The sequence below is a fragment of the Yinghuangia soli genome (assembly GCF_021502675.1).
Taxonomy (GTDB): Bacteria; Actinomycetota; Actinomycetes; order Streptomycetales; family Streptomycetaceae; genus Yinghuangia; species Yinghuangia soli.
Window position 1 is genome coordinate 184466 of record NZ_JAKFHA010000006.1, and the last position, 24773, is coordinate 209238.

Sequence of the window (24773 nt, forward strand, 5' to 3'; positions counted from 1 at the left end):
GGGGGGGGGGGGGGGGGGGGGGGCGCGGGGCGGGGGGGGGGGGGGGCCCCCCCCCCCCCGGGCCCCCCCCCCGCGGCGCGCGCACGCAGCGTGATGCGCGTCGTACCGATGTGCGGGCTTTGGTGGCAGCATCGGACGGGCAGGCGAGCACCGTGCCCGGAAGGGGAGGCCATGACGGCCACAGATCTGACGTCCACTCAAAAAGCCTCGGCCCCTGATCTGTTCGATCCGACCGTGGCCGCGCCGCCGGTGGTCGACGTGGCCGAGTACGGCTTCGAGGGGCGGCTGGACGCGCTCGCCGAGGACTGGTCCGCGGACGCCCGCTACTGGGAGTACACCAAGGCCGCCAACCCGATCGGGTCCGGCTTCACCACGCCCGTCCCGGCCGTGCAGTTCCCCGCCGCACTGCACGCCGGCGGCGAGACGCGCGTGGTCCCGCTCGACCTCGCCGGACCGATGCGCATCGAGGGCGGCCCGGCGACCAGCCCGGCGCTGCTGGCGAACTTCGTCCGCATCAACCGCGGCGACCGCCTCGCCCTGCGGACCAACGCCACCTCGCAGCTGTACTACGTGATGTACGGACGCGGCACCTCGGTCGTCGACGGCCGCGTCGCCCGCTGGGAGAAGGGCGACTTCCTCGTCCTGCCCGCGGTCGGCGAGGCGGTCCACCACGCGGACGCGGACACCGTCATGTACTGGGTGCACGACGAACCCCTGCTGCGCTACCTCGGCGTGGCCCCGACCGGCCCGCGCTTCAAGCCGACCAAATTCGCCCGCGAGCGCGCGGTCGCCGAACTCGACGCGATCGCCAACGCCCCCGGCGCGAACAGCAAGAACCGCGTCAGCGTGCTGCTCAACAACGCCGAGCAGGACCAGACCCTGACCGTCACGCACGTGCTGTGGGCGATGTTCGGGCTGCTCCCGGTCGGCCAGATCCAACGCCCGCACCGGCACCAGTCCGTCGCGCTCGACCTGATTCTCGACTGCAAGCCCGGCTGCTACTCGCTGCTCGGCGACCGCCTCGACGAACGCGGCGAGATCGCCGACCCGGTACGCGTGGACTGGGAACCGGGCGGCGCGTTCGTCACCCCGCCCGGCAAATGGCATGCCCACCACAACGAATCAGGCGCCCCCGCACACCTGATCCCGATCCAGGACGCAGGCCTGCAGACGTACCTGCGCAGCCTCGACATCCGCTTCACGGACCGCAAGTAGCGAGACGCAGACGCCGCAACGCCACAGGCCCGCTGCGACCCCGGTACGAGGATCGCGGCGGGCCTGTGGCGTACTCGGCGGCTCCCGCGGGAACAGGGGTGCCCGCGGTCTGCCGCCGTCGCCCCGCGGACCGACCGTCCCTCGGCCGCGGGTGGCTCTTGTGCGGGTGCGGTCAGCCGGCGAGGCCGGCGTACGCGCCCTTGTAGAACAGCAGCGGTTCGGCGTCGCGCGGCAGTTCGAGCGCGGACACCTTGCCGATGACGATCTCGTGGTCACCGCCGGGCAGCACGTGCTCGACGTCCGCCTCGATCCAGGTGATGCTGCCGCCGAGAAGCGGAGCGCCGTTCGCGCCCTTCTCCCAGGCCACGTCGGCGAACTTGTCGCCGCCGCTGCGGCCCATCGCGCGGCATACGTCCTGCTGGTCCGCGGCGAGGATGTTCACCGCGAACTTGTGCGCGGCCCGGATCCGCGGCCACGTGGTCGAGGACAGCGCGGGCGCGAAGGAGATGTAGGCCGGTTCGAGCGACAGCGACGTGAACGACTGGCAGGCCATGCCGACCGGCTCGCCGTCGTGCACCGCGGTGATCACCGTGACACCGGTGGCGAAATGCCCCATGACCTGGCGCATGCGCGCGGGGTCGATCGTGACGCTGGACATGGCGGCCCCAGTATCGGCAGAACGACTATGACTAATAGTCGTATGACTTTTCGTTGCGTCTATGACACGGCATTTCCGAGGACCCGTCAAGAGTTCGCACGGAACGTGGCGGGCGACACTCCGGAGCGGGAACCTCCGGACCCCTCGCGACGTCCTGCTGATGGCAGTACCTTCGGTGCGGAAACCGGAGAAATCCGAACCAGAACCAGAACCTGAACCCTCGGAGGGATTCCCCCATGGCTGTGAGCCTCAGCAAGGGTGGCAACGTCTCGCTCACCAAGGAGGCTGCGGGCGGCACGCTGACCGCCGTCGTCGTCGGCCTGGGCTGGGACCTGCGCACCACCACCGGCGAGGACTTCGACCTGGACGCCAGCGCCATCGTCGTCGACGCCGGCGGCCGCGTCGCGTCCGACCAGCACTTCGTCTTCTTCAACAACGCCTCCACCCCGGACGGCACCGTCGTGCACACCGGCGACAACAAGACCGGTGAGGGCGAGGGCGACGACGAGCAGATCAAGGTCAACCTGGCCGGCCTGCCCGCCGAGATCGACAAGATCGTCTTCCCGGTGTCGGTGTACGACGCCGAGAACCGCCGCCAGTCGTTCGGCCAGGTCCGCAACGCGTTCATCCGCATCGTGAACCAGGCCGACAACACCGAGCTGGCCCGCTACGACCTCTCGGAGGACGCCTCCACCGAGACGGCGATGCTGTTCGGCGAGATCTACCGCAACGGCGCCGAGTGGAAGTTCCGCGCGCTGGGCCAGGGCTACGCGTCCGGCCTCGCGGGCATCGCGAAGGACTACGGCGTCAACGTCTGACGCTCCTCGGCAGCACTTCTGCTGCCCATCCGCACAGCGGGCATCGCTCCCGCTGCTTCGGACCACCCGGACCCGGCAGCCGCCTCCGCGGCCGCCGGGTCCGGCGTTTCCGGGCTCCGCGGCCATCCGGCGGGGCGGTCCGGCGGACGGCAATCGAGGGATTTCCCCTCCCCCGGCACCCTCGCGGCCGACACACTGGGTTGCGAAGTGCACAGGGGCCGGGGGAAGAACGCTGCCTTGCCGCCGGCGTCCAGTCGAAACAGCGGTCGCACCGGAGGCGTTGTCGCATGCCATTAACGAGAGTCCGAGCACAACGAGCGGATCGATGGCGGAAAGCGATGCTGGTCGCCGCGGCCGCACTGGTCCTGTTCGTCTTCTGGGCCCCGGCCGCGTCCGCGGCGCCGAAGCGCACGATCATCCTGGTCGTCGACACGTCCGACTCGATGAACAGCGACAACCGGCTGGAGCAGGCCCAGTCCGCGCTGCGCAGCACCATCGGCTCGCTGGCCGGCAGCGACGTCGTGGGGCTGCACGAGTTCAGCGGCGACTGCAGTGACGGCGGCGAGCTGACCGTCCAGCCGGGCACCGGCAACCGCGCCGAACTGCGCGGCCAGGTCGACCGCCTCCAGACCAGCGGCGGCACCCCGACCCCCGCGGCGATCCGGAAGGCCGCGGAAGGGTTCCCGAAGGACTCGTCGCAGAAGGTCCTCATCCTCGTCTCGGACGGCGCGAGCACGTGCGGCGACCCGTGCCCCGAGGTCACCAAAGTGCAGGAAGAACTGGGCATCAAGTTCGTCGCGCACACCGTCGGCTTCGACACGCAGGGCGTGGCCAACACCCAGCTGAGCTGCATCGCCGACGTCACCGGCGGCAAGTACTTCGCGGCCACCGACGAGGAGGGCATCACCTCCAGCCTCGCCGAGGCGCTCAAGCCGATCGTGGGCGAGGACGTCTCGACCATCCTCAACTCCCTGCCGACGCCCAGCGACGTGCCGCTGGACGCGGAGAGCGTCGGCAAGACCGCACTCCTCGCGGGCGCGCTCGTGCTGCTGATCGGCTTCCCCGCCGAACTCTTCAACCGCACGCTGGAGGCGAACCAGAAGCGCATCTCGCGCTGGTGGCGGCGGCGCGGCACAGGCGGCATGCCCGGCGCGACCGGCGGTGCCGCACCGGCCGCCGCGGGCGGGCCGTTCCCGCCGGGCGGCGCGGGCATGCAAGGCGGCCCGAGCGGTGCCGGATCCGGGCCGTACGCGCAGCACGGCGGAGATGCGGGCGGCCCCATGGCCCAGCACTCCGGCTCCGGTTCGTACGCACAGCACTCCGGCGGGGGCTTCGGTCCCGGCGGCAGCGCCGGAATGCAGGGCGACCCGAGCGGCGGCGGCGCGTTCGGCCCCGGCGGCAGCGCGGGCATGCAGGGCGACCCGAGCGGTGCCGGATCCGGGCCGTACGCGCAGCACTCCGGCAGCGGCTACGGCCCGGGCGGCAGCGCAGGCATGCAGGGCGACCCGAGCGGCGCCGGCAGCGGCGCGTACGGGAGCGCCGGCATGCAGGGCGACCCCTCCGCCGCGGGCGGCTTCGACGCCTCCGGCAACTACCGGCAGCAGGCCGGCGGTTCCGGGCCCTACCCGGCAGCCGCCGTACCGGGTGCCGGTGCGGTCCGCTCGCTGTGGGCGTCCCCGTGGATCCTGCCGATCTTCGTGCTGCTCAGCGCACTGGCCTCGACCTTCGTCGACCCGGACTCCGGCTTCGACGCGAAGTCCGGCATCCTGCTGCTCGGCTTCCTGATCGCGGCCCCGGTGATCCTCTTCGCGTACGCATGGCCGAACGAGCAGGTCGCCAAGCGCGCGTCGAACATCCCCGCAAAGCTCAAGACGGTCCCGGCGGCCCTCGCCCTCGCGGTCTTCTGCACAATGCTCTCGCGCTTCTCGGACTTCGTGCCCGGCTACGTCTTCGGCCTGGTGCTCGGCTACGTCGCGCTGCGCGAGCGGCGGCTCAGCCGCGCCGCCGAGGGCAAGGGCGTCCTCTTCGGTGCGCTGACCGCCCTCGTGGTCGCGGCCGGCGCCTGGGTGGGGCTGGAGTTCGTGCACGAGGACGCCACCGCGGTCGACGCCAACGTCGGCCTGGTCATCGCCGACACGATCCTGGGCACGACCTTCATCCTGGGCGTCGAGACGGTCATCTTCGGCCTGGTCCCGCTGCGCTTCATGGACGGCAACAAGCTGCGGAAGTGGAACACCTGGATCTGGCTGGCCACTTATGCCCTCGCCGTCCTGCTGTTCGTCCACGTGCTGGTGCTCAACTCCGGCCAGGGCGGCTCCGATTCCGAGACCTCGCTGACCGCCGCGCTGATCCTGTTCGCGGGCTTCGGCCTCGCCGCCGCGCTGTTCTGGGCCTGGTTCAAGTACATCCCGGACCCGGCGCTGCACCCGCACCTCGCGATGATCGGCATGCCGCAGCCGCGTACCGCGCCGCGCACGCCTCGCGCACCTCGCGCGGTTCAGAACCAGCAGGGCGGCTGGGGCGGTACCTACGCCCCGACCGCTCCGCCGGCACCGCCCGCGACGGGCACGTACGCGCCTGCCGCACCGCCGCAGCCGTCGGCCACGGGCATGTACGCACCGCCGCCCCAGCCCCCGACGGGCGCGTACGCCCCGCCCGCCCCGCCCACTCCGCCGCCGCCCGCGGCCCCGACCGGCTACTACGGCACCCCCGGCCCGGGCGCGATGCCCCCAACGCCCGTCCACCAGCCGCAGGCCCCGGAGTCCCGGCCCTACGCGCCGCCGACCCCGCCGACCCCGCCCCCGCCCTCCGCTCCCCCGCCGCAGGCGGCACCCGCGGACCGGCCGCAGGACCAATAGGACGGCCAGGGACCGCCCAAGACGTGCTGAGCGCGGGCGGCTCAGCCGCCCCGCACGCCTCCCGGACGGCCCGGGAACCAGTGACGATCGGCCAACATCCGTATACGGAAAGGGGAAAGCGGGCAAAGGAGTCCTCGGAGAGGAATCGCTGTGTCCATAGTTCTGATCGTCATCGTGGGCGTGGCCGTGCTTGCGGCGGCGGGCGGGCTGGTGGTCGGCCGCCCGGTGCTCCGCAGTCGGCGGCTGCGGCATCGTTTCGGGCCGGAATACGACCGTGCACTCGGGCAGTTCGGTAGCCGCCGGGAAGCCGAACGCAATCTCGCAGAGCGCCAGCGCAGGTACCGCGACCTTGACATCCGCGACCTTCCCGCGGAGACCAAGACGAAATACGAAGCGGCGTGGAGCGCGCTGCAGGAGCGCTTCGTGGAATCGCCCGCGGACGCGTTGGCTCAGGCCGACGCGCTCATCACCCGAGTGATGCACGAGCGCGGGTACCCGACCGGGGCCCGGGAGAAGCGCATGGAGATCTTGTCCGTCGCACACGGGCGTTCCCTGGACCGCTACCGGCAGGCCCAGGAGATCGACCGGCTGCGCGAGGCGGGCAAGGCCTCCACCGAGGATCTGCGCCAGGCGCTGCTGTACCACCGCACGCTGTTCGCCGAACTGCTCGGCCGCACACCCGACGCGTTGTCGCAGGGGAAGTGAGGACGCCATGACCCAATCGACGAACAAGTCCGCCGAGGAAGCCCCGGTCGTCGAGCGCGACGAGCGCGACCGGGCCGCCCGCCAGGCGCGGGTGACCGAGAAGACCGGGTCCGCACTCAAGCCGCCCCCGCCGGGTTCGATCCCGGCGCCGCCCGGTCCGGTGAGCACCGGACGGCCCGCCCGGCAGCCCGCACACGCGGCTCCGAGCACGGGCGCGGAAGTACTTCCACCCCTGCTGGGCAAGTCGGTTGCCGACGGCTACCGCAAACGCATGCGCGAGACACTGGCCAACTTCGTGGACGATCCGGGTGACGCGGTCGCCGGTGCCGACGCACTGTTCGGCGAGGCGATCACCGCCCTGAACCAGGCTCTGCTGCGCCGCCAGGAGGAGATGGCCCGGCAACGCCAGGGCAGTTCGGGCGACACCGAGCAGTTGCGGCAGGCGCTGCTGCGCTACCGGGCGGCGATCGAGGCCGTGGTGACGCTGTAGGACGCACCTGAAGCACGAGCAAGTCGCGGGCCCGGTCGGCACATCGGCCGGGCCCGTACTCATGCCCGCCGGCTACCTGCCCGGCAGGCCCGTACGTACCTGAGTAGTTCCACTCATGTCGCGGCGCAGCCCTTCGCGAAGACTGGTGGCATCGGAAGAAGCACCGGATCCGCACGGACGGGAGACGCACCATGTACGGACCGTACGCACCTCAGGGGCAGGCACACATGGCCCCGCCCATGTGGATACCCCCGACTCCGGCACCGCGCCGCGACCGCCCGGTGTTCATCGCGCTGGCCGCGGTGCTGTGGTCGGTGACCGCGATCGCGCTGGGCATCGTCCTGCTCACGCTGGCGTGGATCGGCGTGTGGATCTGGGCGGACGGGCAGAACGTGATGCCGCTGGTCGCCGTCACCGGCGGCGCGCTGGCCGGCGCGGGCCTGCTGCTGACCGCGGTGTACCACGCGCCCGGGTTCCGCAAGCTGGCACCGAGCGTGCGACTCACGATCCTCGGTGCGGTCGCCGCTGCGACGCCGCTCTACTTCGTGGTGCGCATCATGACGTACTCCGGCTGACCGGCACCCGCCGAGCTCGCGGCCCGCACCCGCGCCGCACGCGCCGCGTGCGGGCCGGTCACTTCAGGAACTCGGCCAGAAGACCGCCAACTTCGTCGGCCTTCTCGACGACCACCAGATGCGCGGCGTCCTCGACCACCGCGAGCCGGGCGCCCGGGATGCCGGCCGCGACCTCCTCGGACAGCGCCAGGGGCGTCGACGGGTCCCGGTCGGCGCCGACCACCAGCGTCGGCGCGGTGACCGCGGCCAGGCTCGCCCGCACGTCGTAGGTCGCGATCGCGTCGCAGCAGGCCGCATAGCCCTCGGCGGAGCCGGTCCGGAGCATCTCCAGGGTGGCCGCCGCGACCTCCGGCTCGCGCTCCGCGTACTCCGGGGTGAACCAGCGGCCCAGCACGGCCTCGGCGACCGCGTCCAGGCCGGACGCCCGGACCTGTGCGGCGCGCTCGTGCCAGGCGGCGGTCTCGCCGAGCTTCGCGCCGCTGCACAGCACGGCCAGCCGGTCGAGGCGCTCGGGGGCGTCGAGGGCCAGCGTGAGGCCGATGGCACCGCCGAGCGAGATGCCGGCGTACGAGAACCGCTCGATTCCGTACCCGTCGGCCAGCGCCAGCACGTCCCCTGCCAGGTCGGTCAGCGTCGGCGCGCCGGGCGGCAGCTCGGAGCCCGCATGGCCGCGGGCCGCGAAGCGCAGCACCCGGTGCCGCACGGCCAGCGCCGGGACGAGGGCGTCCCACACGCGGCCGTCCGCGCCCAGCGGGGAGCCGAGGACGAGGACGGGAGCGTCCTCCGGTCCGTCGAAGCGGTGGTCCAGGCGGGCGGGGCGGGTGGTCATGCGGCAGCCTTCCGGAGGGTTCCTGCGGCCGGTCCGGAGATCGGGCGGCCCACTGTGCATCATCGCGGGTGCGGTCGGGTTCATTGAGAGTCTGACGGGTCGTCAATAACCTGGGCCGTCCGTCCCCTCATACGCCCGGAGGATCCGGTGAAGTACTCGCTGCGCCCCGAACCGATCGAGTTCGTGCAGACCGCGCCGAAGCGCCGCGCCTGGTCGGCCGACCTGGCCGCGTCCCCGAAGCAGGTCTTCGCCGCGCTGACCGACGATCCGGACACCTGGAAGCACTGGTTCCCCAACTTCAAGGGCGGCGGCTGGCTCTCCGAGGCGCCCGAGGGCGGCCACGGGGTGGGCGCCCGGCGCGAGGTGCGGCTGGTCAAGCCGGTGGTGTTCCACGAGACGGTGATGGCGTACGAGGAGCCGACCCGCTGGGCGTACCGCATCGACGGGCTCACCGTGCCGATGTGCCACGCGCTCATCGAGGAGTGGCTGATCGAGCCGCGCGGCACCGGGTCCCGGGTCACCTGGACGTTCGCCGCCGACCCGATGCCGATGATCGCCTTCACGCTGCGGTTCATGCCGTGGGCGATGAGCTCGACGTTCCGGCGCGCGATGAAGAACCTCGACCGGCGGCTGGCCCCGATCTCCGCCTGACCGCGCACTCCCTGCGGCCGCGGGGCATCCAAAGGGCGAAATGATCATATTTGCCCGAAGATGAGACAAACTGTGGCCAACATAGGGAGTCATCGTCATGGGAGCCGCGAACCTGGGGGGTCTCGGGAACCTGGGCAGCCTCGGCGGCCTGCTGGGCGGCCTGCTCGGCGGGTCCGGCGGCGGGCAGAACCCGCTGCTGAAGGTCGTCCTCGGGATGCTGCAGGGCGGCGGGTCCTCGGGCGGCACCGGGGGCGCCGGCGGGCTCGGCGGCCTGCTGGAGCAGCTGCAGGCGGGCGGCCTCGGCAGCCAGGCCAAGTCGTGGGTCGACAACGGCCGCAACCAGCCGGTCAGCGGGCAGGAGATCACCACGGCGCTGGGCGAGCAGGAGCTCGACCGGCTGGCCGGAGAGGCGGGCATGACGCGCGAGGAGACCGCGGCCGGCATCGCCGCCGCGCTGCCGCAGGTCGTCAACGCGGTCACACCGGACGGCGAGGTGCCCCCGGAGAACGATCTGGACCAGGCCCTCGGCCAGTTCCTCAGCGAGACGGGCGGTGCGCCAGCGGCCGGCGCGCCGAACCCGGACGGCGGTGGGAGCACCGGCGAGACCGGCTGAGCCGCCGGACCCCGGGCCGGAGAAGACGGCCGGGACGGCTCGTACGCAGTGCATGCCCGCGGGGCCGCTGCCGACCGGAGAGTCGGCGGCGGCCCCGCGCGCTGCGCTCAGGCGCCGGTGCCGGTGCCCGTCCGGGGCGGGCTCGGCGTGAAGGTGCAGTCCATGTGCTTGATGCCGTTGATGAAGCTGGAACGCAGCCGCTGGGGCTCGCCGGACATCCGGATGTCCGGGAGCCGGCCCAGCAGTTCGCGGAACATGATGGTGATCTCGCGTCGGGCCAGATGCGCACCGAGGCAGAAGTGCGGACCCGGACCGCCGTATCCGACATGCGGGTTGGGGTCGCGCGTGATGTCGAAGCGCTCGGGGTCCGCGAAGACCGCGGCATCGCGGTTGGCGGACCAGTAGTACATCAGCAGCTTGTCGCCCGCGGAGATCTCGCGGCCGCCCAGCTGCGTGTCCCGGGTCGCGGTACGCCGCATCCACACCACGGGCGACGCGCAGCGCACGATCTCCTCGACCGCGGTGGGCGCGTAGCGCTCGAAATCGCTGAGCCACAGGTCGCGTTGGTCGGGATTCTCGGTCAGCAGCCGGAGTCCGTGCGAGACCGCGTTGCGGGTGGTCTCGTTCCCGGCGACGACCAGCAGGATGAAGAACGACGCGATTTCCTCGGCGGTCAGGCGCTCGCCGTCGATATTGGCGTTCACCAGGGCGGAGATGACGTCGTCCGCCGGATTGCCGATCCGGTGCGCGGCCAATTCGGTGAGCAGTGCGGCCAGTTCGCCGCCTGCGGTGAGGAGCACGGTGATGTGGTCGGCGTCCTCCGGGACGTATTCCGGGTCCGCGACGCCGATGATGGTGTTGCTGCGGTCCAGGATGAAGCCGTAGTCCTTCTCCGGGACGCCCATCATGTCGCAGATGACCTTGAGCGGCAGGCGCGAGGCGACCTCGGTGACGAAATCGCAGGAGCCCAGCCCCGCCACCTCGTCCACGATGCGCGCCGCGGCGAGCTCGACGTCCTGCTCGAACTTCTTGATCATGCGCGGCGTGAAGGTGCGCGAGACGATCCGCCGCAGCCGGTGGTGGCGCGGGTCGTCCATCTCGATCATCGAGCCGAAGAACTCGGCGAACTCGGTCGGGAAGTCCGGGATGTGGGTGGCGCCCTGGCCCGAGCAGAAGTCCTCGGGCCGGCGGCTGACCTCCAGCAGGTCGGCGTGCCGGGTCACCGCCCAGTAGCCCGCGCCGGCCGGCAGCGGGCTGGCCGGCTCGGGGTAGTAGGGCAGCGGCCACTCGGTGCGCAGCCGGGCGAAGCCGGTCTCACGCTCCGCGAACGGGCCCGCCCAGAACTCCATGTCGGACAGGTCGACCCAGTCCGGCGCCGCCTTGTGCGGCGACTCGTGGTGCGGTGCGTGCGGCGCGGCCGGCGATGCCGGCCCGACGCCCTCGGAGCCCGTCATGCGCGCTACCCCCCGGTAGGGATCGGGATTTGCGCTCAGACAACCACGAACACCCGGGACAGGTACAGGGCTTGTACACCTATCGCGGTACGCACACGCCGAGGACGCCCCGTACGCACCCCGCGCCCGGCCCCGCAACGGCGGCGGATGCGCGGTCAGCCGGGGCAGCGCGTGGGGGCCGGCACGCCAAGCGCGCTGCGGCGGGGGCGCTTGGGCGGGGTGCACCAAGTGCGCTACGGCGCGGGCGACGAGGCGGGGCGCGCCACGCGCACCGGCGCTGAGACTGCGGGTGTCCCCATGGTCCCGGGGCAGGGCGGGTGCCCCAAGTGTGCTGGGGACGGGGACGCTGATGCGGGGGCGGCGTGCCCCAAGGTGCGCTGCGGGCGCTGAGGCCGTGGGTGCCCCAGCGGCGCGGGTACGGGGGCGGGCGGCGGTCGGGGGCGGCGGGGGTTGCGCTGATGTGTGGGGGGCGGCGGCGGGCTGTCGGGGTCCCCCGTCCTTCGCGCTACGTGGTCGGGGAGCCGCCGTTGATCTGCCAGGTCTGGCCGGTGATCCACTCCGCCTCGCGCGAGGCGAGGAAGACGCAGGCGGCGCCGATGTCCTCCGGGGTGCCGAGGCGGCCCACCGGGATGGCCTTGGCCAGGTTCACGGTCGCGGATGCCTGGCGGCCGCTGGCGGCGGGGTCGATGAGGCCGACGGCCAGCGAGTTCGCGGTGATGCCGTCGCGGGCGTGCTCGATCGCGAGGTGCCGGGTGAAGGCGATCGCGCCGCCCTTGGCCGCGCCGTACAGCGAGACGCCGATGTTCATGCCCTGGGTGCCGGCCCCGGAGGCGATCGTGACGATCCGCCCGAAGCGCCGCGCGCACATGCCGTCCAGCACCGCGCGGGTGGCATTCATGACGCCGAAGAGGTTGATGTCCGCGAAGCGCTGCCAGTCGGCGGGGTCGGCGTCCCGGAAGCGGGTCGGCCGGAAGCCCTCCGCGCCGCCGTTCCCGGCGTTGTTCACCAGGATGTCGACCGGCGCGACGCTGCGTTCGAAGGTGCGCACCGCGGCGGCCACCGCGGCGGTGTCGGTGACGTCGAAGGGCAGCGCGTGCGCGGCGCCCCCGGCCGCGCGGATCGCCGCGGCGGCTTTCTCGGCCCGCTCGGCGACGATGTCGTTCACCGCGACGACGGCGCCCTGGCGTGCCAGCAGCGTCGCGATCCCGGCTCCGACGCCCTGTCCGGCGCCGGTCACCAAGGCGGTCCTGCCCTCCAGTTCGAACATGCGAACCTCCCGTTCCGGCCCGGAGCAAATCACCGCCTTCGCACAGAGTCAATGGTGGAGTCAATCAAGTGATTGGCGGCTGTCCGGATCCCGCGGCGTGACGGGACGCGGGTCTTCGGCCGTAGACTTCGCGCACCGGACGGCCCCGTACGGTGATCCCGAACGACCGCCCCGCCCGCCCCCGGCCGCGGTGGTCCCGACCAGGACGCGGAAGTGAGCGTTCCCTTGCAGCCGGACGACCCGAAATCGGCGGACACCGTGGCCGCGCAGCGCCAGGTGCAGAGCGCCGTCGAGCGCCTGCTGCGGCTCCAGCAGAGCCGCCGCGTGCACGGCGAGCTGATGAACGCCGCACGCGCCCAGGTGTCCCAGCCCGCCGTGGTGCTGCTGTCCCGGCTGCAGGCCGACGGCGGCCTGACCATCGGCGAACTGGCCCGCCGCACCCACATGGACATGTCCCTGGTGAGCCGCGAGCTGCGCAAGCTGGAGGCGGAAGCCCTGGTGACCCGCACCACGGACGCCAACGACGGGCGCGTGACGCGGGTCGGCCTCACCCCCAAGGGCCGCGGCATAGTGCGGCGCCTCCGCAACGTCCGCGACCGGCACATCTTCGAAGTGCTGTCGTCATGGTCGCCCGAGGAGCTCGTGGCCCTCGGCGGCCTCATGAGCCGCTTCGTGGACGACCTGCAGTCGGTGCGCTACCAGGACGCCGAGACCGACCCCGGCAGCGGCGGCCCGAGCGCCGGCTGACCGTCCGCGGGCACCCCGCCCGCCGGCACTCCGCCCGCCGGCACCACGTTCGGCCTGCCCCGTAGGCCGGTGCTCCTCAGCCCGCGGCGCGCAGCAGACCGCCCAGGGCCCGGACCGCCGCCTCGGCCTCCGCGCCGCGACCGCGCAGCGTCACCGGCGTACCGGCCCGGGCACCCAGGCCCATGACCTCCAGGACGCTCGACGCGCGGGCGACGCGCCCGGCGGCGACCAGTTCCACATCCGCCGCGTACCCGGCCGCGGCACGCGCCAGCGCGCCCGCCGGACGGGCGTGCAGGTCCGCGGCGAGGACCACGTCCTCGGCATAGCGCCCGGCCTCCGCGGCGCCGCCCGCCGGATCCGCCTGGCCGGCCGGGTCCTCAGAACTTCCGTACATCGCGTGCCTCCTCGGCGGCCCGGGCCACCGCCTCGAGATCGGCCCCGGACGCCGCGGTGACCGCCGCCGCGACCGCGCCTTCCACGAACGGGGCGTCCACCAGCCGGATCCCGGCCTGCGGCTGCTCGGCGAGCAGCGCCCGCACGGTCAGCACCGCGCTGCCCAGATCCGGCAGCACCACCACCCCGGCACCCTGCTCGGCGGCCGCGATCGCCTCGGCCACCAGGCGCTCCGAGGTGCCGAGCCCGCCGTCCGCCCGGCCGGCCGCGACCGCCACGGGCACGTCGTCCCCGCCGATCTGCGCGATCATCTCGCGCAGCCCGCCGGCCAACGCGCCGCTGTGCGAAACCAGGACGAGTCCCACGAGATTGCCCACGATCGGGCATGCTACGAGAACAGCCGCGATGCGTCACTCGCGGCGCCACGCAGGCAGGCAGCCGGCCGAGGAGAAGGTGATGAAGAAGTTCCTGGACGACGCGGACACCGCGGTGGCCGATGCGCTGGCCGGACTGGCCTTCGCGCGGCCCGATCTGAAGGTCGATCAGGAACTCCGCATCGTGACCCGCGCGGGCGCCGTCCGCCCCGGGAAGGTCGGGCTGGTGTCGGGCGGCGGGTCCGGCCACGAGCCGCTGCACAGCGGGTACGTCGGCACCGGGATGCTCGATGCGGCGTGCGCCGGCGAGATCTTCTCCTCCCCCACCCCGGACCGCATCCTGGCCGCCACCAAGGCCGTCTCGGCCGGTGCGGGCGTGGTGCACATCGTGAAGAACTACACGGGCGACAACCTCAACTTCGACATGGCCGCTGAACTCGCGCGCGACGAGGGCCTGGAGGTCGAGAAGGTCCTCGTCGACGACGACGTCGCGGTGCGGGACTCCACGTGGACGGCGGGCCGGCGCGGCACGGGTGCCACGGTGATCGTGGAGAAGGCGGCCGGCGCGCGGGCCGAGGAGGGCGGCGACCTCAAGGCGGTGGCCGACATCGGCCGCCGGGTGAACGCCGCGTCCCGCTCTTTCGCGGTCGCGCTCGGCGCCTGCACCACGCCGGCCGCGGGGCGGCCCGGCTTCGAACTGGCCGAGGACGAGATCGAGATCGGGGTGGGCATCCACGGCGAGCCGGGCCGGGCCCGCGGCCCGATGCGGCCCGCGCGCGCCCTGGTCGCGGACATGCTCGATGCCGTCCTGGAGGAGCTGCCCGCCTCGGACGACCCGGTCATCGCCCTGGTCAGCGGCCTGGGTGCGACGCCGCTCCTCGAGCTGTACGTGGTTTACCGGCACGTGGCCGAGGAACTGGACCGCAGGGGTGTCCGCATCGCCCGCAACCTGGTCGGCAACTACGTGACCAGCCTCGACATGGCCGGAGCGTCGATCACCCTGTGCCGCGCGGACGCCGAGCTGCTGCGGCTGTGGGACGCCCCGGTCGACACCCCGGCCCTGCGCTGGGGCTGACAAAGCCGACCGCCGGAGACAGGAGCACCGTGCGAGATCTGGACACCGCGGCAGCACTGTCGTGGATGCGCGCCGCGGCGGCGGCCATCGCCGCGCACGAGGCGGAACTGAGCGCGCTGGACGCGGCGATCGGGGACGGCGACCACGGTGCCAACCTCCGCCGCGGCTTCTCCGCGGTCGCGGTGACCGCCGAGCAGCTGGTCGCGGACGGCGTCCAGCCGGGCCCGTTCCTGGTCGAGGTCGGCGGCACCCTCATCTCCAGCGTGGGCGGCGCGGCCGGACCGCTGTACGGCACCGCGCTGCGGTCCGCGGGCAAGGCGCTCAGCGGCCCGGCCGCGGACACCGCGGCGGTCGGCGCGGCCTTGCGGGCCGGGCTCGACGCGCTGTGCCGGCTGGGCGGCGCCCAGGTCGGCGACAAGACGATGGTGGACGCGTTCGCCCCCGCGGTCGGCGCCTTCCAGTCCGCCGCCGACCAGGACCTCGCGACCGCCGCGCTGCGGGCGGCCGCCGCCGCGGAGGAGGGCATGCGGGCCACCACACCGCTGCGCGCCCGCAAGGGCCGGGCCAGCTATTTGGGCGAACGCAGCATCGGCCACCAGGACCCCGGCGCGACGTCGACTGCCCTGATGTTCCGCGCCTTGGCCGAGTCCCTGACCCCGAGCCCCGCGGAATGACGGACGACGCACCGGCGGATACGGCCGGTTCGGCCGCCGTGCTGCACGGAATCGCCGCAGCGGGAGGCGTGGCGGTCGGCCGCGTACTGAGCGTGGACGATGGGGATGCAGTGCTTGCGCAGGCACCCCCCGGTACTCCTGGCCAGGCCGCGGACGCGGCACGGGGCGCAGCACCTGGGGCAGCGCCGACCCCGACGCACGACTCGGCCCCCGTGGTGCCCGGGCCGGTTGCCGACCCGGTGGCCCGCGCAACGCCTGACCCGACGCCCGATGCCGGGCACGATGCGAACGGCCCGCGGCCCACCGGCAGTTCCGGCACAGGGGTCGACGCCGCGCTGGCTGCCGTGGCCTCGGAGCTGACTGCGCTCGCCGACGCTCTCCGCAGCCAAGGGCGCAGCGAGCAGGCCGATATCGTCGAAGTCGGTGCGCTGATCGCGGAGGATCCCGCACTGGCAGGGCTGGCCGCGGAACTGGCCGCGTCCGGACTGACCGCGGCCGAAGCCGTCGCGGCCGCCGCGAACCGGCATGCCGATGCGCTCGCCGCGCTGGGCGACCCCTTGTTCGCGGACCGGGCCGCCGACATCCGGCAGATCGGCCGCCGGGCCGCCGGTTGGCTGCACGGCCTCCCCTCCCCCGCGGCGCGGGACGGCGCGGTGCTGGTCGGCACCGAGCTCGCCGCCGCGGACATCCTCGCCCCGGGCGGCGGTCCGGTCGCCGCGGTGTCCGAGCGCGGTGGTCCGACCGGTCATCTGGCCGTGGTGGCACGGGCGTTGGGCATCCCGCTGGTGCTCGGTGCCGATGTCGGCGCGCTCCGCGGGGCCGGCACGCAGCGGGTTCTCGTGGACGGCGACCGCGGCCTCGTGGTGCTGGATCCGGTGGTCCGGGACGTGGTGCCGGACTTCTCGGTGTCCCGGGACCAGGCGGGCAGCGCCCAGGACGCCGAAGTACGGCCGGTGGCGACCCGCGACGGGCACCGGGTGTGCGTGTACGCCAACGTGGGCGGGCACCGCGAGGCGGTCGCGGCCCGCACGCTCGGCGCGGAAGGCGTCGGACTCCTGCGTACCGAACTGCCTTTCCTCGCCGCGGACCACTGGCCGGACGCCGAGGAGCACGCCGCCGCCTTGGCCCCCTTGCTCCGCGACGGCCCCGACGGCCCGGTCACGGTGCGCACCCTGGACTTCGCGGCCGACAAGCGCCCGCCGTTCCTGACTCGCGCCCCCTACGGCCCCGGCGCCCCCATCGGTCCCGGCGGGCCCGACGATCCCGGCGATCCCGGCGATCCCGGCGACGCGAGGTCGGACACCCTCCTGCGCACCCAGTTCCACGGCATCCTCACCGCCGCCGCCACCGCGTCCCGCCCGGTGCGGATCATGGTCCCGATGGTCGCGGACGCCGCCGACTTCGCCCGCTGCCGCCGCGTCCTCACCGGGGTCTGCCACCGCCTCGGCGTACCCGCCCCGCAGTTCGGCGCGATGGTCGAACTCCCGGGTGCCGTCGCGGACGCCGACGCGCTGGCGGCCGCCGCGGACTTCCTGTCCCTCGGCACCAACGACCTCACCGCGGCCCTGCTCGGCCTGGCCCGGGACGATCCGCGGCTGACCCCGGACCGGGCCGCCGAACCCGCGGTGCTGCACGCGGTACGCCGCGTCGCGGAGTGCGCGCACGCCCGCGGCCTGCCGGTCTCGGTGTGCGGCGACGCGGCCGCGGATCCGCGCGTACTCCCCCTACTGGTCGGGCTCGGCATCGACGCGTTGTCGGTCGCCCCGCCCGCATTGGAGCGGGTCCGCGAGCAGGTGCGCGCTCTCGACCGGGTGCGCTGCGCCGAGCTGGTCCGCGAGCGGCTGGCCGCGCCCCGGGCGTGAACCCGGGTGCGGCCCGGCCACCCGCAAGGCGGGTCAGCGCGACGGGTCGAACAGCACCTTGAGGCAGCCCTCGGTGCGGTCCGCGAACACCTCGTAACCGCGGGCCGCCTCGGACAGCCCGAGCCGGTGTGTGAAGACGTCGACCGGGGTGAGCCGGCCGTACCGGATCAGCGGGATGAGCTCGGCCCAGGTGGCCGCGACCGGCGCGGTGGTGAAGCGCACCGTGACGTTGCGGATGAGCAGCAGCGGCGCGGCGATCGGGAAGGCGAAGTTGGCGTTGACGCCGACCACGGAGACGGTGTGCGAGGTGCGCACCGCGTTGAGTGCGGCGGTCAGTGTGGCGTCGTGGCCGACCGCCTCGATGACCGCGTCGGCGCCGAGTCCGCCGGTGGCGGCCAGCACCTGCTGGGCGATGTCGCCCTGCGACGCGTCGATGGGCTCGGCACCGAGCGCCTCGGCCATCGCGAGGCGCTCCGGCACCCGGTCGGCGGCCAGCACGCGGCCCGCGCCGAGCACCTGGGCGGACTGCAGCGCGTACAGGCCGACCGGCCCGAGGCCGATGACCAGCACCGTGGCGCCGGGGCGGATGTCGGCGCGGGTGGCCGCGGTCCAGCCGGTGGGCAGCGCGTCGGTGAGCAGGACCGCGTTGTCCACCGAGATGTCCTCGGGGATGGGCAGCAGGGCCATGTCGGCGACCGGGATCTCGACCGCCTCGGCGTGCCCGCCGGGCAGGTCGGCGCCGCTGCCCAGCACCCGGAGGCCGCCGCCGGTGCAGTCGATGCCGTTGCCCGCGGCGCAGCCCGCGCACTTGCCGCAGCCGAAGACCGGCGAGACCAGGACCCGGTCGCCGGCCTTGACGCGCGACACCTCGCGGCCGGTCTCCAGGACGGTGCCGACCACTTCGTGCCCGGGGCGCAGCCCGCTGACCGCGAAGTCGCCCTCGTAGAAGTGCAGGTCGGAGCCGCACAGCGCGCTCGCGGTGACCTGCACGATGGCGCCGCCGGGGCCGCTGAGCACCGGATCGTCGACCTTCTCGACGGTGACGTCGCGGGTTCCGTTGATGACCACGGCGCGCATCGGCTGCTCCAGACACGTCAGTAACACTGTTACAGGGATCGGGGTGAATCTAACCCAACGTCAGCGTCGGCGGCAGGGTCGCGGATTGCGAACGCCCGGCCCGCAGGACCGGTGCCGGTACCGGCGTGAGTTTCGTCCCACCGGCCGCCGCGCGGCGAGACGATCTCGCTAGCGTGGGCGCCATGTCGATCGCTCGAGCCCTGCGCGCCCGCGGCCGCCGAGCCGCCTCGCGGGCGCTGCACCGCGGCTGGGAGGCGGTGCGGAAAGCCGGTGCGGTGACCGCCGAACAACCCGGCCTGCTGCATTTCGGCGCACTCGGCCCGGGCGCCAAATTCGCGTTCCCGACCGGCACGATCTTCGGCGAGCGGTGGATCCGGATCGGTGCCGAGACCGGCATCGGCGACCACGTGAGCCTGTCCGCGGGACTGGCCCCCGGACACGACCTGGGCACGCGCCCGATCGTCACCATCGGCGAGCGCTGCACGATAGGCCGCGGCAGCCACATCGTCGGCCACCACTCGATCGTGATCGGCGACGACGTGTGGACCGGCCCGTACGTCTACATCACCGACCAGAACCACAGCTACGCCGACCCCGACCAGCCGATCGGCCGGCAGTGGCCGGTGAACGACACGGTCGAGATCGGCGACGGCAGCTGGCTCGGTGCCGGGGCGATCATCCTGCCGGGCGCCCGCCTCGGCCGGAACGTCGTGGTGGCGGCCGGCTCGGTGGTCCGCGGCGTGGTCCCCGACCACAGCGTGGTGGCCGGCGTACCGGCGAAGGTCGTGCGCCGGTACGACCCGGCCACCGGGTGGGACCCGCCGCTGCGCAACATCCCGGTGGGCATCCCCGAGGGGGTCACCCACGAGCAGCTCGTGGCGCTGATCGAGCAGGCGGAGAGCCGCACTTCGGACTGATCCGGGGCCGCGGACGACCCGGTGCGATGCGTCCTGCGCGATCGGCAGCCCTGCGGGCCGCGGCGCGGACCGGGGCCGGCTACCGGGGGCGGCAGAGGTGCGATGCCGCCCCCGGCATCTCCAGCACCGGTCCCCGGCACCGGTGGTCAGTCCCCCGTCAGGCGGTCAGACCGTTCAGCCGCAGGCGCAGCGCCAGCGTGTCGAGGATCGACACGATCTGGCCCAGCTGCCAGCCCGGCGCGGTCCAGTCGCCGTCCAGCAGCGACATCGAGACGCTGCCGTTCGCGATCGCGGTGGTGTCCGCGTTGCCGACCGGCTCTTCCTGGTCCGGGTTGACGCCCAGGTCGATGCGGTAGCAGGTGGCGCACTGGTCGGGCGCCGGCAGGTACTTCGCGATCACGGCCTCGGCGCGGCCGACGTTGGTCATCTCGACCTTGCCGGTGGGCGCGACGGGGTAGTTGACGTTGATCGTCGCGTGGTTGTTCATGATCGCACCGGACTTCGGCGCGGTCGCGATCAGCTTCTCGACCAGCTTGGCGGTGAAGCCCACCGCCTTGGCGACCTGCGGGAACGGGTTGGTCGGGTTGCGCACGTCGTATTCGGCGCTGACCGCGATCGACGGGACGCCGCGCTCGGCCGCGGTGATCGCCGCGCCCACGGTGCCCGAGTGGGTCGTCGTGGTGCCCATGTTCTGGCCCGCGTTGATGCCGGAGATGACGAGGTCCGGCTTCTTGTCGGTGAACACGTTCAGGATGCCGAACGCCACCGAGTCGGCCGGGGTGCCCTCGACGGACCAGATGTCCGGGGCGGTCTGCGCGGCCTTGAAGACCTGGCCGGGCTTGGCGGTGAAACCGGTGCCCTTGCCGGACTGGTCGGTCAGCGGGGCGACGATGACGGCGTTGTGGCCCGCGGCCTTCAGCGCGCCCTGCAGGGCCCGGATGAAGGGGAACTGGTAGCCGTCGTCGTTGCTGAGCAGGATGTTGAGGCGCTTGGGCGGCGCGGGGGCCGCCTCGGCCGCGTTCGCGGCCGGAGCGGTGAGGCCGAACAGCGTTGCGCCGACCGCGATTGCGGCCATGAGTCTTACGGGCTTGATGCCGAACCGTGCCATCTCTCGGGCCTCCGTCGTACGAAGAGGTAAGTTGCCGAAGAATTGCGGCGGCACCCGGTGGACGGTACGGGCAGCGCGGATTAGCGCGATCTATTTCCCCCATGGGGTGGCACGCAGTAGCCCTGCACCGGACACGTGTCACCCATCGGTGAGCGAAAATAAGGTCAAGCCGCGGACATTTCAATAGCGGAATGCCTGCTGTCCGCAACCGGTTCCGGGGCGCCGGCAGGCGTCGGCGGCCGGCCCGGATCCGGCGCAGCACCGCAGGTCGGCGGCCCATGACGGCTTGTCGCCGGGTCGACAAAACCGCCCGGTCGGCGTTCGACCGGGGTTCAGGCGGCCGGGTAGCGCTTCGCCCAGTGCGTCTCGGGGGCGTCCGGCGCGTGCAGCGCCGCGGACTGCGTCATCTCCATCGAGAAGTCGTCGGCGAGTTGCAGCAGCGTTCCCCGGCCTTCGAGTTCGGCCACCAGGTCGGCGGGCAGCGCGGTCTCGCCGTGCATCGCACCGAGCAGGTTCCCGCAGATCGACCCGGTCGAGTCGCTGTCCCCGGAGTGGTTGACCGCGAGCAGCAGTCCGCTGCGCACATCCGGGGCGACCAGCGCGCAGTACAGGCCGATGGCCAGCGCCTCTTCAGCGGTCCAGCCCTGGCCCAGTTCCTCCACGCGGCCGGAGTCCGGAAGCCCGGAACGCACCATGCGCAGCGCGGACTCCACGGCCGCCACGGTCTCTTCGTGGCCCTCGTGCGCCTTGGCCAGTTCCAGCGCCTCGCGTACCCCCGCCTCGACGGTGGCGCCCTGCATCAGCGCGTGCACGAGCACCGCGAAAACCCCCGCGGACAGGTAGCCGGTGGGGTGCCCGTGGGTCAGCACCGCGCATTCGACCGCGAGTTGGAAGACCAGGTCGGGGCTCCAGCCGACCAGCAGGCCGAACGGCGCGGAGCGCATCACCGCGCCGCAGCCCTTCGAGTCCGGGTTCTTGGGCGTGTCCAGCGTGCCCATGACCTCGTCGTCGAGGCCGCGCAGGCAGGCATGCCCGGGCGCCCGCGAGCTGTACAGCCACTCCTCGCGCACGAGCCAGCCCTCGTCGCGGCGTTCGTCCGGGCCCCAGTCGCTCTGCGTGGCCTTCCAGCGCAGGTACGCGCGGTGCACGTCGGTCGGCGGGTGCCAGGAGCCCTCGTCGCGGCGCACGTGCGCGCGTATCAGGCCTTCCACGGTGAACAGCGTCATCTGGGTGTCGTCGGTGATCGCGCCGCGCCGGTGGTACGCCGTGACGTACCCCTCCACGCCGCCCGCACCGTGCTGCACCCGGATCTCGTCGAGGGACAGGAACTCGATCCCCGCGCCCAGCGCGTCGCCGATCGCGCCACCGAGCAGGCAGCCGCGGACCCGGCTGCGGAAGTCCTGCTGCCGCTCCCTGGACCACAGTGCGGCCATGGGTTCCGTCCCTCCCCGTCTCCGGGGGCCCGAGCGGCCGGCTCCCCTCCGGCCCTGCCCCGCGCCCCGTTCGAGTACGTCACGCCTCGTGGCGGCAGCGTACCCACACTCGGGCACCGCCTGTCGCTTTATTGACGATCCGTCAGATTCGCGTTCCGGTTACGGCCGGGGCACCAGGCCCCGGCCGCCGCGCCGGCCCAGGGCCTCAGCCCAGGATCGGCAGCATGATCTTCTCGACCTCGTCGTCGTGCCGCCGCGCGACCTCCTGGCGCTCCGCGCTCACCTCGCCGTAGGTGGTGGTCCGCTGCCGGGCCCGGCGGCCCAACGACGCGGCCATCGACTCCAGTTCGGCGATCGACTTGCGCGAGCCGTTGTCCGCGCCCGCCATCCGGGAGATGGTCTCCTCCATGAGCGTGCCGCCCATGTCGTTGGCGCCGCCCTGCAGCATGAGGTTGGTGCCCTCGACGCCGAGCTTGACCCAGCTGGTCTGGATGTTGGAGATCTTGCCGTGCAGCAGGATGCGCGCCATCGCGTGCACTGCGCGGTTGTCGCGCAGCGTCGGGCCCGGGCGGGCGATACCGGCCAGGTACACAGGCGCGTTGGTGTGCACGAACGGCAGCGTCACGAACTCCGTGAACCCGCCCGTCTGGTCCTGGATGCGGCCGAGCAGGCGCAGGTGCGCGAGCCAGTGCGCGGGGGTGTCCACGTGGCCGTACATCATCGTGGACGAGGAGCGGATGCCCAGCTCGTGCGCGGTGCTCACCACCTCGACCCAGGTGGCCGCGGGCAGCTTGCCCTTGGTGAGGATCCAGCGCACGTCGTCGTCGAGGATCTCGGCCGCGGTGCCCGGGATGGTGTCCAGGCCCGCTTCCTTGGCGGCCTGCAGCCAGTCGCGGATGGACATGCCGGTGCGGGTCGCGCCGTTGACGACCTCCATCGGCGAGAAGGCGTGCACGTGCATCTCCGGCACGCGCTTCTTCACCTCGCGCGCGATGTCGAAGTACGCGGTGCCAGGCAGGTCGGGGTGGATGCCGCCCTGCATGCAGACCTCGGTGGCGCCGACCGCCCAGGCCTGCTCGGCGCGTTCGCCGACCTGCTCCAGGGAGAGCGTGTACGCGTCGGCGTCGGTGCGGCGCTGCGCGAACGCGCAGAACCGGCAGCCGGTGTAGCAGACGTTGGTGAAGTTGATGTTGCGGTTGACGATGTAGGTGATCTCGTCGCCGGACGCTTCCTTGCGCAAGTCGTCCGCGATGCGCGCGAGTTCGTCGAGCGCCGGGCCGTCCGCGTGGAACAGCGCGAGGGCCTGGTCGTCGGTGAGCAGGGTCGGGTCGGCGGCGGCCTGCCCGAGCGCCGCCTTCACGTCGGCGTCCAGGCGCACCGGGGCGGCCGAGCCGTCCCGGCCGTAGGTGGCCTGCCCGCGCAGCTCCTCCCAGTCGCCGTAGACCTCGTCGAAGTCGTCGCGGCGGTCCGAGGTGCGGCCGGTGGTGTCGATGGTGACGTGCAGGTCGGTACGCCCCGACGCGGCCGCGAAAAGGTCCTCCGGCTCCTGCCAGGGCAGCCCCTCGGGGTTGCGGCCCTCGACCGCCATGCCGTCCTCGTCGGACAGCGCGCGGGTGTGCGGGATGACGCGCGGGTCGATCCACGGCTCGCCGCGCTTGATGAACTCCGGGTAGATGGTCAGGCGTTCACGCAGCGCGAAGCCGGACTCGGCGGTGCGCTCCGCGAGTTCATCGATGTGCGGCCAGGGGCGCTCGGGGTTGACGTGGTCCGGGGTGAGCGGCGAGACGCCGCCCCAGTCGTCGATGCCCGCGCGGATCATCAGCGCGAACTCCTCGCCCACCAGGTTCGGCGGGGCCTGCACGCGCATCTTGGGGCCGAGCACGATGCGGGTGACCGCGATGGCCGCGGCGAGCTCTTCGAGGTCCGCGTCGGCGGCGGAGCGCATCGCGGTGTCCGGCTTGGCGCGGAAGTTCTGCACGATGACTTCCTGGATGCCGCCGTACTGCCGGGCGATGCGGCGCAGCGCGAAGACCGATTCGGCGCGCTCCTCCATGGTCTCGCCGATGCCGATCAGGATGCCGGTGGTGAACGGCACGTTGGACCGGCCGGCGTCCTCCAGGACGCGCAGGCGGACCGCGGGCTCCTTGTCCGGGGAGCCGTGGTGCGGGCCGCCGGGCTCGGACCACAGGCGGGTCGCGGTGGTCTCCAGCATCATGCCCATGGACGGGCTGACCGGCTTGAGGCGCTGCAGGTCGGTCCAGGAGAGCACGCCGGGGTTGAGGTGCGGCAGCAGGCCGGTCTCCTCGAGCACCCGGATGGCCATGGCGCGGACGTACGAGAGGGTGTCGTCGTACCCGTGCGCGTCGAGCCACTCGCGGGCCTCGGGCCAGCGGTCCTCCGGGCGGTCGCCGAGCGTGAAGAGCGCTTCCTTGCAGCCCATCGCGGCGCCGTCGCGGGCGATCTTGAGGACCTCGTCGGGGCTGAGGAACATCGAGTGCCCCTCGCGCTTCAGCTTGCCCGGGACGGTCACGAACGTGCAGTAGTGGCACTTGTCCCGGCAGAGCCTGGTGAGCGGGATGAACACCTTGCGGGAGTAAGTGATCACACCCGGACGGCCGACCGCGTCCAGACCGGCGTCGCGCACCCGGGCCGCGGAGGCGCAGAGGTCCTCCAGGTCGGCACCCTTGGCGTGCAGCAGGACCTCGGCTTCGGAGACGTCCAGCATGACTCCGTCACGGGCCCGGCGCAGCGCGCGGCGCATCGCGCTCTCGGTCGGAGTCTGGGTCATGCGACACCCCTCGCTGTCGTGCTCTTCTTCCGGTGCGTCCAGGAGATTTGGTCCCGAACGGACCAACTGTAGGCGCGCCCTCGCGCCGGTATGTCGACTGGTGTCGCACATCACGCCGCGGCTCCGGAGACACTTCCGCAACACGCCCGGAACACGCCGAGGGCCCGGTCGCACAGTGCGACCGGGCCCTCG

General features: G+C 73.0%; 23 protein-coding genes. 13 read left to right on the top strand and 10 right to left on the bottom strand.

Features of this window, described 5'->3' with window-relative positions:
* Window positions 1-171: 171 nt before the first annotated feature.
* A complete protein-coding gene (locus LZ495_RS13875) occupies window positions 172-1215 on the top strand; it encodes a cupin domain-containing protein (RefSeq protein WP_235052459.1) in 1044 nt (347 codons plus the stop codon).
* Window positions 1216-1387: 172 nt separating this feature from the next.
* Here the strand turns inward: LZ495_RS13875 and LZ495_RS13880 are convergent, their stop codons facing one another.
* A complete protein-coding gene (locus LZ495_RS13880) occupies window positions 1388-1873 on the bottom strand; it encodes a flavin reductase family protein (protein WP_235052460.1) in 486 nt (161 codons plus the stop codon).
* Between the two features lie 236 nt (window positions 1874-2109).
* Between LZ495_RS13880 and LZ495_RS13885 the strand changes: the two genes are divergently transcribed.
* From LZ495_RS13885 to LZ495_RS13905, 5 genes are all read left to right on the top strand, one after another.
* A complete protein-coding gene (locus LZ495_RS13885) occupies window positions 2110-2691 on the top strand; it encodes a TerD family protein (protein WP_235052461.1) in 582 nt (193 codons plus the stop codon).
* Window positions 2692-3029: 338 nt separating this feature from the next.
* A complete protein-coding gene (locus tag LZ495_RS13890; protein WP_235052462.1) occupies window positions 3030-5549 on the top strand; it encodes an FGLLP motif-containing membrane protein in 2520 nt (839 codons plus the stop codon).
* 150 nt (window positions 5550-5699) lie between these two features.
* The gene (locus LZ495_RS13895; protein ID WP_235052463.1) at window positions 5700-6254 is read left to right on the top strand and encodes a hypothetical protein; all 555 of its coding nucleotides are present in this window, start codon (window positions 5700-5702) and stop codon (window positions 6252-6254) included.
* 7 nt (window positions 6255-6261) lie between these two features.
* Window positions 6262-6744, top strand: coding sequence for a hypothetical protein (locus tag LZ495_RS13900; protein WP_235052464.1), 483 nt, complete (start codon window positions 6262-6264; stop codon window positions 6742-6744).
* A gap of 227 nt (window positions 6745-6971) precedes the next feature.
* Window positions 6972-7319, top strand: a complete 348-nt coding sequence (locus LZ495_RS13905) for a hypothetical protein (protein ID WP_235052465.1) — start codon at window positions 6972-6974, stop codon at window positions 7317-7319.
* A 58-nt stretch (window positions 7320-7377) separates the two neighbouring features.
* Here the strand turns inward: LZ495_RS13905 and pcaD are convergent, their stop codons facing one another.
* Window positions 7378-8148 (bottom strand): 3-oxoadipate enol-lactonase, encoded by a 771-nt coding sequence (gene pcaD / locus LZ495_RS13910; RefSeq protein WP_235052466.1) that lies wholly within the window; start codon window positions 8146-8148, stop codon window positions 7378-7380.
* Between the two features lie 147 nt (window positions 8149-8295).
* Here pcaD and LZ495_RS13915 point away from each other — a divergent pair, with 147 nt between their 5' ends.
* Together LZ495_RS13915 and LZ495_RS13920 are read left to right on the top strand one after the other, a co-directional pair.
* The gene (locus LZ495_RS13915) at window positions 8296-8799 is read left to right on the top strand and encodes an SRPBCC family protein (protein ID WP_235052467.1); all 504 of its coding nucleotides are present in this window, start codon (window positions 8296-8298) and stop codon (window positions 8797-8799) included.
* A 97-nt stretch (window positions 8800-8896) separates the two neighbouring features.
* Complete coding sequence (locus tag LZ495_RS13920; RefSeq protein WP_235052468.1) at window positions 8897-9412, top strand: YidB family protein; 516 nt, start codon at window positions 8897-8899, stop codon at window positions 9410-9412.
* Between the two features lie 107 nt (window positions 9413-9519).
* Here LZ495_RS13920 and LZ495_RS13925 read toward each other — a convergent pair whose 3' ends face one another.
* Window positions 9520-10866 (bottom strand): cytochrome P450, encoded by a 1347-nt coding sequence (locus LZ495_RS13925; RefSeq protein WP_235052469.1) that lies wholly within the window; start codon window positions 10864-10866, stop codon window positions 9520-9522.
* Between the two features lie 505 nt (window positions 10867-11371).
* Window positions 11372-12133, bottom strand: a complete 762-nt coding sequence (locus LZ495_RS13930) for an SDR family NAD(P)-dependent oxidoreductase (protein WP_235052470.1) — start codon at window positions 12131-12133, stop codon at window positions 11372-11374.
* Between the two features lie 213 nt (window positions 12134-12346).
* Between LZ495_RS13930 and LZ495_RS13935 the strand changes: the two genes are divergently transcribed.
* The gene (locus LZ495_RS13935; RefSeq protein WP_235052471.1) at window positions 12347-12880 is read left to right on the top strand and encodes a MarR family winged helix-turn-helix transcriptional regulator; all 534 of its coding nucleotides are present in this window, start codon (window positions 12347-12349) and stop codon (window positions 12878-12880) included.
* A 76-nt stretch (window positions 12881-12956) separates the two neighbouring features.
* On the opposite strand, the gene LZ495_RS13940 is transcribed toward LZ495_RS13935, so the two are convergent.
* On the bottom strand, window positions 12957-13274 hold the full coding sequence (locus LZ495_RS13940; protein ID WP_235052472.1) for an HPr family phosphocarrier protein: 318 nt from the start codon (window positions 13272-13274) through the stop codon (window positions 12957-12959).
* Window positions 13258-13650: a dihydroxyacetone kinase phosphoryl donor subunit DhaM gene (gene dhaM, locus LZ495_RS13945; protein ID WP_235052473.1), complete on the bottom strand. Its 393-nt coding sequence runs from the start codon at window positions 13648-13650 to the stop codon at window positions 13258-13260. Before dhaM ends, LZ495_RS13940 begins: the two co-directional genes overlap by 17 nt.
* A 79-nt stretch (window positions 13651-13729) precedes the next feature.
* Between dhaM and dhaK the strand changes: the two genes are divergently transcribed.
* The 3 genes from dhaK to LZ495_RS13960 all read left to right on the top strand — a co-directional run bounded on the left by dhaK (window position 13730) and on the right by LZ495_RS13960 (window position 17258).
* Window positions 13730-14722, top strand: a complete 993-nt coding sequence (gene dhaK / locus LZ495_RS13950; RefSeq protein ID WP_235052474.1) for a dihydroxyacetone kinase subunit DhaK — start codon at window positions 13730-13732, stop codon at window positions 14720-14722.
* A gap of 65 nt (window positions 14723-14787) precedes the next feature.
* Complete coding sequence (dhaL, locus tag LZ495_RS13955) at window positions 14788-15396, top strand: dihydroxyacetone kinase subunit DhaL (RefSeq protein WP_235052621.1); 609 nt, start codon at window positions 14788-14790, stop codon at window positions 15394-15396.
* Window positions 15393-17258, top strand: a complete 1866-nt coding sequence (locus LZ495_RS13960; RefSeq protein WP_235052475.1) for a putative PEP-binding protein — start codon at window positions 15393-15395, stop codon at window positions 17256-17258. Before dhaL ends, LZ495_RS13960 begins: the two co-directional genes overlap by 4 nt.
* Before the next feature lie 33 nt (window positions 17259-17291).
* Here the strand turns inward: LZ495_RS13960 and LZ495_RS13965 are convergent, their stop codons facing one another.
* On the bottom strand, window positions 17292-18335 hold the full coding sequence (locus LZ495_RS13965; RefSeq protein WP_235052476.1) for a zinc-binding dehydrogenase: 1044 nt from the start codon (window positions 18333-18335) through the stop codon (window positions 17292-17294).
* Window positions 18336-18517: 182 nt separating this feature from the next.
* Between LZ495_RS13965 and LZ495_RS13970 the strand changes: the two genes are divergently transcribed.
* Window positions 18518-19252, top strand: coding sequence for an acyltransferase (locus LZ495_RS13970; protein WP_235052477.1), 735 nt, complete (start codon window positions 18518-18520; stop codon window positions 19250-19252).
* A gap of 157 nt (window positions 19253-19409) precedes the next feature.
* On the opposite strand, the gene surE is transcribed toward LZ495_RS13970, so the two are convergent.
* The 3 genes from surE to LZ495_RS13985 form a co-directional block, all read right to left on the bottom strand.
* The gene (gene surE / locus LZ495_RS13975; RefSeq protein ID WP_235052478.1) at window positions 19410-20360 is read right to left on the bottom strand and encodes a 5'/3'-nucleotidase SurE; all 951 of its coding nucleotides are present in this window, start codon (window positions 20358-20360) and stop codon (window positions 19410-19412) included.
* Window positions 20361-20692: 332 nt separating this feature from the next.
* Window positions 20693-21793, bottom strand: a complete 1101-nt coding sequence (locus tag LZ495_RS13980; RefSeq protein WP_235052479.1) for an ADP-ribosylglycohydrolase family protein — start codon at window positions 21791-21793, stop codon at window positions 20693-20695.
* A gap of 205 nt (window positions 21794-21998) precedes the next feature.
* On the bottom strand, window positions 21999-24581 hold the full coding sequence (locus LZ495_RS13985) for a bifunctional FO biosynthesis protein CofGH (RefSeq protein ID WP_235052480.1): 2583 nt from the start codon (window positions 24579-24581) through the stop codon (window positions 21999-22001).
* Window positions 24582-24773 lie beyond the last annotated feature (192 nt).

Coding starts and splice junctions, on each gene's coding strand:
- LZ495_RS13905 (WP_235052465.1), top strand. CDS start 6,972: ATGGCCCCGCCCATGTGGATACCCCCGACTCCGGCACCGCGCCGCGAC.
- LZ495_RS13900 (WP_235052464.1), top strand. CDS start 6,262: ATGACCCAATCGACGAACAAGTCCGCCGAGGAAGCCCCGGTCGTCGAG.
- LZ495_RS13960 (WP_235052475.1), top strand. CDS start 15,393: ATGACGGACGACGCACCGGCGGATACGGCCGGTTCGGCCGCCGTGCTG.
- LZ495_RS13925 (WP_235052469.1), bottom strand. CDS start 10,866: ATGACGGGCTCCGAGGGCGTCGGGCCGGCATCGCCGGCCGCGCCGCAC.
- LZ495_RS13930 (WP_235052470.1), bottom strand. CDS start 12,133: ATGTTCGAACTGGAGGGCAGGACCGCCTTGGTGACCGGCGCCGGACAG.
- dhaL (WP_235052621.1), top strand. CDS start 14,788: ATGCGCGCCGCGGCGGCGGCCATCGCCGCGCACGAGGCGGAACTGAGC.
- pcaD (WP_235052466.1), bottom strand. CDS start 8,148: ATGACCACCCGCCCCGCCCGCCTGGACCACCGCTTCGACGGACCGGAG.
- dhaK (WP_235052474.1), top strand. CDS start 13,730: ATGAAGAAGTTCCTGGACGACGCGGACACCGCGGTGGCCGATGCGCTG.
- LZ495_RS13965 (WP_235052476.1), bottom strand. CDS start 18,335: ATGCGCGCCGTGGTCATCAACGGAACCCGCGACGTCACCGTCGAGAAG.
- LZ495_RS13980 (WP_235052479.1), bottom strand. CDS start 21,793: ATGGCCGCACTGTGGTCCAGGGAGCGGCAGCAGGACTTCCGCAGCCGG.
- LZ495_RS13985 (WP_235052480.1), bottom strand. CDS start 24,581: ATGACCCAGACTCCGACCGAGAGCGCGATGCGCCGCGCGCTGCGCCGG.
- LZ495_RS13885 (WP_235052461.1), top strand. CDS start 2,110: ATGGCTGTGAGCCTCAGCAAGGGTGGCAACGTCTCGCTCACCAAGGAG.
- LZ495_RS13875 (WP_235052459.1), top strand. CDS start 172: ATGACGGCCACAGATCTGACGTCCACTCAAAAAGCCTCGGCCCCTGAT.
- LZ495_RS13890 (WP_235052462.1), top strand. CDS start 3,030: ATGCTGGTCGCCGCGGCCGCACTGGTCCTGTTCGTCTTCTGGGCCCCG.
- LZ495_RS13880 (WP_235052460.1), bottom strand. CDS start 1,873: ATGTCCAGCGTCACGATCGACCCCGCGCGCATGCGCCAGGTCATGGGG.
- LZ495_RS13920 (WP_235052468.1), top strand. CDS start 8,897: ATGGGAGCCGCGAACCTGGGGGGTCTCGGGAACCTGGGCAGCCTCGGC.
- LZ495_RS13970 (WP_235052477.1), top strand. CDS start 18,518: ATGTCGATCGCTCGAGCCCTGCGCGCCCGCGGCCGCCGAGCCGCCTCG.
- LZ495_RS13940 (WP_235052472.1), bottom strand. CDS start 13,274: ATGTACGGAAGTTCTGAGGACCCGGCCGGCCAGGCGGATCCGGCGGGC.
- surE (WP_235052478.1), bottom strand. CDS start 20,360: ATGGCACGGTTCGGCATCAAGCCCGTAAGACTCATGGCCGCAATCGCG.